The organism is Streptomyces boncukensis (assembly GCF_011045075.1).
GTDB classification, from domain to species: domain Bacteria; phylum Actinomycetota; class Actinomycetes; order Streptomycetales; family Streptomycetaceae; genus Streptomyces; species Streptomyces boncukensis.
In genome coordinates this window covers 1-6,501 of record NZ_JAAKZZ010000428.1, presented here as the reverse complement: position 1 = coordinate 6,501, position 6,501 = coordinate 1, and the positions used below count along the sequence as shown (strand labels likewise).

Annotated in this window: 8 protein-coding genes and 1 pseudogene; all 9 read right to left on the bottom strand. The window is 73.1% G+C overall.

Annotated elements, in window-relative coordinates; genetic code table 11:
- Nucleotides 1–758 (bottom strand): annotated as a pseudogene (locus tag G5C65_RS28795) (hypothetical protein); the annotation flags it as partial.
- A gap of 116 nt (nucleotides 759–874) precedes the next feature.
- A complete protein-coding gene (locus G5C65_RS28790) occupies nucleotides 875–1,411 on the bottom strand; it encodes a hypothetical protein (RefSeq protein WP_241266123.1) in 537 nt (178 codons plus the stop codon).
- A 26-nt stretch (nucleotides 1,412–1,437) separates the two neighbouring features.
- The gene (locus tag G5C65_RS28785) at nucleotides 1,438–1,911 is read right to left on the bottom strand and encodes a hypothetical protein (protein WP_165301970.1); all 474 of its coding nucleotides are present in this window, start codon (nucleotides 1,909–1,911) and stop codon (nucleotides 1,438–1,440) included.
- A gap of 43 nt (nucleotides 1,912–1,954) precedes the next feature.
- The gene (locus G5C65_RS28780; protein ID WP_165301969.1) at nucleotides 1,955–2,371 is read right to left on the bottom strand and encodes an HK97 gp10 family phage protein; all 417 of its coding nucleotides are present in this window, start codon (nucleotides 2,369–2,371) and stop codon (nucleotides 1,955–1,957) included.
- The gene (locus G5C65_RS40225) at nucleotides 2,368–2,496 is read right to left on the bottom strand and encodes a hypothetical protein (protein WP_277608113.1); all 129 of its coding nucleotides are present in this window, start codon (nucleotides 2,494–2,496) and stop codon (nucleotides 2,368–2,370) included. The genes G5C65_RS28780 and G5C65_RS40225 overlap by 4 nt, the downstream gene beginning before the upstream one ends.
- 2 nt (nucleotides 2,497–2,498) lie before the next feature.
- On the bottom strand, nucleotides 2,499–3,023 hold the full coding sequence (locus tag G5C65_RS28775; protein WP_165301968.1) for a hypothetical protein: 525 nt from the start codon (nucleotides 3,021–3,023) through the stop codon (nucleotides 2,499–2,501).
- Nucleotides 3,020–3,847, bottom strand: coding sequence for a hypothetical protein (locus G5C65_RS28770; RefSeq protein ID WP_165301967.1), 828 nt, complete (start codon nucleotides 3,845–3,847; stop codon nucleotides 3,020–3,022). The genes G5C65_RS28775 and G5C65_RS28770 overlap by 4 nt, the downstream gene beginning before the upstream one ends.
- Nucleotides 3,848–3,908: 61 nt before the next feature.
- Nucleotides 3,909–4,922, bottom strand: a complete 1,014-nt coding sequence (locus G5C65_RS28765) for a hypothetical protein (RefSeq protein ID WP_165301966.1) — start codon at nucleotides 4,920–4,922, stop codon at nucleotides 3,909–3,911.
- Between the two features lie 15 nt (nucleotides 4,923–4,937).
- On the bottom strand, nucleotides 4,938–6,341 hold the full coding sequence (locus G5C65_RS28760) for a hypothetical protein (RefSeq protein WP_165301965.1): 1,404 nt from the start codon (nucleotides 6,339–6,341) through the stop codon (nucleotides 4,938–4,940).
- Nucleotides 6,342–6,501: the final 160 nt, after the last annotated feature.

Below are 6,501 nucleotides of genomic sequence, written 5' to 3'. Positions count from 1 at the left end.
AACGCGAGCAGCTGCACGGCCGCGCCCCCGGCCGCCGCCCCGAGAACCGCGAAGCTGGTCCCGGTCGCGACGATCCCCAGCAGACTTCGCAGCGGTCCCAGCACCCGCCCGGCCGCCGCCCCCAGCGACCGCAGCCCCCCGAGTGCCGGTCGGGAGTCGACTTCTGGCCGGATCACCGGCTGCGGCATGCTGCGGACCGTGGCGTCCAGGCGGGCCAGTTGGGCGCGTAGCCGCGCCAGGTCTGCCTCCACCCGCACTCGCACCGTCAGCCCACGGACTGCGCGGTCGAGCTCAGCCCGGAACCCCGTTAGGTCCGGCGTGACCCTCACCCGGGCCTTCACCGAGCGCAGCGCGCGCTCCAGCTCAGCCCGGAACCCCGTCAGGTCGGGGCTGACGCGTACCTGCACGCTGCCGAGCCCGGCCAGCTCCCGGCTCAGCTCACCACGGAACCGGGAGGTGTCGGCGGTAACCCGAACCTGGGCCGTCAGCCCGCGCAGCGCCGCCCGCAGCTCGGCCCGGAACCGCGACAGGTCCGGCTCGATGCGCACCTGGGCGCGCACGGTGCTCAGCGCGCGGCGGAGGTCCCGGGCGATCTGACGGCCGGCCCGCTCCCCGGTGCCGCGCACCGCGCGCTGGACCGCGTCATCGAGGGCCTGCCCGGCGTCCCGGCCAGCGCGGGCGAGGTCCTGGCGCAGCTGGGCGGCGTAGGCGGCGGTATCCGACGTGATCTGGACGGAGGTGCGGCCGACCTGCGGCATGGGCGGGCACCTCCGGGCATGCGGCACCCCGCATCACAGGGGTGCGTGGTGCCCGGCCCACCAGCCAGCGGCGTCTCCCGGAGCGTAGGGGCGCGTACGCCGTGCCTCCCCGGCGGCTATTCGTCGGCGCCGTCCGCGGCCATGGCGGCGATCTGCTGGGCCTGGGCCGCCAGCTCGGCCTCGGAGAAGCCGCGCGGGACCGCGGCCCGGGTGCGGCGCAGCTCGGGCGGCGGGTCGAAGATGGCGCGTTCGACCTTGTGGAGATCCTTCTCCTCGTGGGCGTGCTCCAGCAGCCACGCCCACACCCCGGACACGATCCGGTGCCCGGACGCGGTATCGACATCGAGACCCCGGCGGACGCACCAGGCAGACCAGTCCCGCCACCGTTCCTGAGCCAGCGCACACAGTCGGGACGCCGCCCACCACTCCACCCCGTACAGCTCCGGCGCCACCCCCACCGCGATGCGCCAGCACCCGTGGAGAGTGAACTCGTCACGAGGGTCGCGGATCCGGGCGTTCACCGCGCTCTGCACTGTCTCGTCCAGGAGTCCGGGCATGATCTGAGGCCACTGCCCGGACGCGGCGATCCCGGCCAGCGTGCGCCCGTCCGGCACCATCAGGGTGTACGACTCACCGTCGATCGTGATGGGCAAAGGCCCCAGCGCTGCGGGGCCGAACCTCACGACCGGGCGCGCGCGGGCTTCTTGGCGGCTGTCTTCTTCGCCGGTGCCCGTTTCGTCGCAGCACGGCGCTGCTCCCGGTTGGGCTCCGCAAGCCCCATCTCCTCCCGCTGCTTTTGGAAATAGGGCTCATAGTGGCTGATCAGCTTGGGCAGCAAGTCGTTGAACAGCTCTCCGAAGGTGACCGGGCTCCGCGCCGACCGGACCTTGATCATGAGGTCTTCCACGTCCTCGTCCGAGAAGACGTGCAAGAGCGCGTTCCGCAGCTCAGCGAGGACGGATGCGAGGTCCGGGTTCTGCCCTTCGGTCGGGGTGGCCATCTCCTCGATGTACGCCAGCTGCATCTGCACGGCCATGGCGTCGAACCCGTGAGCCTCATACTGGCCGCCGTCGGACAGCTCCACCTGCACCGGGGGCAGGTCCGCCGGGCTGGTCCCTGCGGCGTCACTCTTGATCACGAAGTCGGTGGCCATGATGGGGTCCTCCTTGAGCTGGTGGTCCCCGGCACGGTAGGGGTCAGTACCGCACCGTCTCGTCCACCGGCCCCGGCGCGACCTCCCGCAACGCCTCCAGCAGCCACGGTTGCGGGCGTTGGCCGCGCACCTCCCGTGCGTAAACCCGGCCCCCGCCGCCGCTGGGCTCCCAGGACAAGACCCGCGCCCGCCGCGGGCGGATCGGACGCCCGGCCGGCCCGTAGATCCCGGTGCCCTGGTGCACGTATGCCGCGTACTCCAGCGACGACCACACCTCGCCCACGACCTGCGACCCATGCTGCCGCGTCTCCGACCGGATCGACGCCCGCAGCTGCCCGCGGTCCACCGGAGCCCGGCGCCGCGCGGCATTCGCTACCTCCGCCGTCACCTCGTCCACCACATCAGCCACCAGCCGGGCGACGGCGGCCTCATCCACGTCCACGTCGACCCGGACGCTCATCGCCGCCTCCGCTCCACCTGGGCCTGGATCCGGGCCATCTCCACCCGGGCCCGCGCCACCACCCCAGCCAGCGCCACCCCGCACACGCCGAGCAGCACGCACACGATCGCCGTCGTCCCCGCCACGCCTACACCTCCACCGTGATCTGCACCGTCACCCCAGAACAGCCGCCCTGCGGCCCCAGTGGCGCCACCGGCCCCGGCCACACCTGCACATCCGACAGCGCCTCGCAGCACGCCACCGCCTCCCGCAGCAGCCGCTGATCGAGCACCAGCCCCCACGCGTCGGCCTCGCGCTGCTCGCACGTCGGCGCGGACTGCCCGTCCTCGGCGACCACCGCCACGCAGCGGGCCACACCGATCTCGATCGTGGTCTGCATGCGCCAGGTCTGGCAGCGTCGGCGCCGCTGGTCGGTGACGACCGGGTCCTGCCGCACCACCCGCACCCACGCCTGCCCGTGCCCGTCGTCGCAGTCGCACGAGCAGAAGTCCTGCGCGGGCGGCGACGATCCCCACACCAGGCAGCAGGCGCACGCCGGACGCCCGCCCTCGGCGAGCGCCGCGCACAGGCACGCGGTCAGCCCGGACAGCACCGGCCCCAGCCGCGGGTCGGCGTCCGGCGGCAGCAGCACGTCATCGGTCGGCGTGGTCACCGTGGCACCTCCGGTCGATAGCGGGCCGCCACCGGAGCGGGCGGCAGATCGAGGGAGAGCACGGCGCCGAACTGGCGCACCTGCTGGGGGTTCACCAGCTGCACCCACGCCCACACCTGCGGCATGTGCGCGCGCAGCGTCTCCGGCCAGTCTCCGGGCGGCACGATGTCGTAGGCCACGCCCTCCCGCGTCACGCTCTTGACTCCCGTCGGCAGCGCGCAGCCGCCCGGCCGCCCCTCACACAGCTTGGCGATCTCGCAGGCGAGCTGGCCCACCGCGCGGCGGCCGGCCGCGGGCACCTCCAGGCCCCGCAGATACCGGACGGACAGCGTGTCCGGCTCCGTGTCCGGACGGTCCAGCCGCTGGCAGTCCGGCCAGCACTCCCCGCCTGTCCGGACAAGCCGTCCGCCGGTCGCGGTCCGGTGCAGGACGTATCCGGACGCGTCCACGACCTGTCCGTCCTGCCGCACCTCCAGCACCTCATGCACTGGGCCCGGCAGTTCGATCACGCACAACGGGGTGCACGAGCACCCGCTGGGCCCGCAGCCGCACGGCCGGTTGTACCAGCGGCCCGAGTCCAGCACCGGCCGCAGCAACGACCCCGAGTACGGCGACGGCTCGTCGCAGCCCCGGCGGCACGGCCGGATCAGCTCCTCACACAGCCCGTACCGGCCAGCGACCAGCCGCCACAGCACCTCGGTGGCGATCTGAGCCGCCGCCTGCTGCTCCGGGCTCCAGTCGGCCGGGTCCTCCGGCCAGCCGGGGCAGCACGACGTATCGAGCGGCCACGGGCCGCACGGCCCGTCCAGCACCTCATCCGGCACGACCGGCCTCCCTCCGGGACAGGGCCGCCCCACCGCAAGGCGGGCAGGACGGCCCCGGTTGCTACTTCCGCTTCCGCGCCACAGACCGCAGCGCGGCGGCCCCGGCGGTAGGCGTGAACGTGGCCGACGCCACCTGAGTGTCGTCCTGCTCGGAGGTGACCGTGATGGTCTGCTCGGTGTCCACCGTGCCGGCCGCGTAGGAGTGCGACGCAGTACCCGCGCCATCCGCAGTGGCCAGCCCCGCCTCCGGGCCGGTGCCATCGCCCCAGTCGACCGCCACGCTGGTCGTGTCCGGCGGGAAGTCCTCCCAGGACAGCGAGGCGGTCATCGGGTCGCCAGCGTCCGGCTCCGCCGTGGCCGTCGGAGCCGCCGCGGGCGGGGTGGGGGTGAACGTCGCCGATGCCGTCTTGGTGCCGTCGGTCACGGACGTCGCCGTGATCGTCTGCTCGCCCTCGACTCCCTCCGCGTACGCGTGTGTCCCGGTGGTCGTCCCGGCGGGCAGTTCCTCGGCCGCCGTGCCGTCGCCCCAGTCGACGGACACCGCGCCGTCAGCGGGGAAGCCGTCGAGCGTGATCTCGACCGTGCGGCCGGTGGCGTCCGACTCGTCCGGGGCCGCCGTGACCGTCGGCTCCGGCTCGGGCTCGGGGGTCGGCGTGAACGTCGTGCTCGCGGTCTTGGTGGCGTCCGTCGCCGAGGTGGCGGTGATGGTCTGCTCCCCCTCCACACCCGACGCGTAGGCGTGTGTGGCGGTCGTGGTGCCCGCCGGGACGGTCTCCGCGGTGGTCCCGTCGTCCCAGTCCACCGTGACAGCGCCGTCCGCCGGGAACCCGGCGAGGGTGATCAGGACGGTGCGGCCGGTCGAGTCGTCGGGGTCAGGCTCCGCGGTCACCGACGGCTCCTCCACCGGGAACGGGATGGTGAATTCCACCGTGGTGCATGCGCTCGGGTCCGCGGCGTCGCACACTGTCGCCGACTGCGGGCCGTCCTGTGTGTACGGGTGGGAGGCGCTGCCCTGCTCGGGGCCGTCCTCCACCGGGGACCCGTCCCCCCAGTCGATCGTTGTCGGTCCAGCCATGTGTGGTGCCTCCAGTCAGGCGTTGTCGATGGTGAGGAGAGCGGTTCGTCCGCTCGTGTCGGACGGGTCGGCCGCGGCTTCCACCTGCGGGCCCTCGGCCGGGGGCTGTTCGCCGGTGTTGTCGATCGTGAGCAGCACCGTGCGGCCCGTGCCGTCAGACGGGTCCGCCTCGGCAGTCACCTGCGGAGGCGTCGTCGGGCCCGGGTCCTGGGCCGGGACGAGGATCGCCTCGCGGGTGCGGTAGGTGTCGATGTCCCCGCGCCGCACCGTCACCGTGTAGACGCTGGGCACGCTGTACTTGTGGATCACAGCCACCGTGCCGTCCGCGCCGACGGTGACCTCCTCCGGGGCGGTGCCGTCGCCCCAGTCCACCAGCGCGGTCCCGTCGGACTGCGAGGGCAGGCCAATCGTGGCGGTGACCTCGTAGGGGTCCTCGGGGTTGTCCGCCGACAGCGTCAGCGTCGGCTCATCGGCCGGGAGCGGGATCGTCACCGTGCGCTCGGCGCAGATCACCGGAGTCTGCTTGTCGCACGCCTTGATCAGGTAGTCGCCGTCCGCGTCGTAGACGTGCGTGACCCACGCGCCGTCCGCAACCTCCTGCGGGTCCGTGCCGTCGCCCCAGTCGACCATGACCGGGCCGAAGCCGTGGTTGTCCGCGCGGAAGCGCACCGTCCGGCGCGGCGACTCGTTGGCGACGCCGGTGATGTACAGGTCCGCCGGGTCCGGTACGGGCCTGTCGACTGGCTGGCAGCCGCACTCCGGCTCCGGCGGCCGAATCGTCGTGACGAAGAAGCGGCGCGGAGTCTTCGGCCCGATCGGCTTGAGCATCGGGCCGGGCACACCGCCCTGCCCGGCCTGCACGTTGTAGGGACCCCGGCGCCAGCCAGAGCCGACCTTGGTGCGGCCGTTGAAGTTGAAGCTCACCGCGTCGTTCGTGATCTCCAGGTCCCCGCTCGCGCCGCCGATCACCCACGGCAGGAGCAGATACCCCCACTGCCCCTGAGACCCGGCGCCCGAGCACGCGTCCTCGGCGGCGTACACGTTGGTCCACAGCTCCAGCGCATACCCGATGTCGCAGCGGAGCTCGGTGCTCTCGTCCCAGCCGATCGGATTGCCGTCGAAGTCCCGGTAGATCTCGAAGCTGGGGTTCATGATCTGCACCAGGTCGGGGTCGACCTCGCAGAACTCCATCTCCAGCGAGTGGTAGTTGAGCTGCTCGCACCCGGCTTCGCTGATGCACGTCTTGCCGTTGGCCTTGGTGACCGAGATGTCCTCCCCCTCCTCGGTCTCGGCCGACATCGAGATGGTGATGAAGCCGTCGCTCACCACCTGGTTGCAGTCGCCGTACACGGGGCGCCCGCAGGCGTCCAGGCGGGTTGCGCGCAGCGCCGTGCCGCGCAGCAGAGAGGGGCACGCCATCAGCTGTTCTCCTTCATAGTGGCGCGGCGCCGCGACGAGCGGCGGCCGGAAGACGCAGGGGCCGGGGCCGATTCGGGTTCCGGGAGCGAATCGGGCCCGGCCGCCGGCGGGGACGAGGCCGGAGGCTCGGGCGTGGGCTCGGGGACGGGCGGGGCGTGCC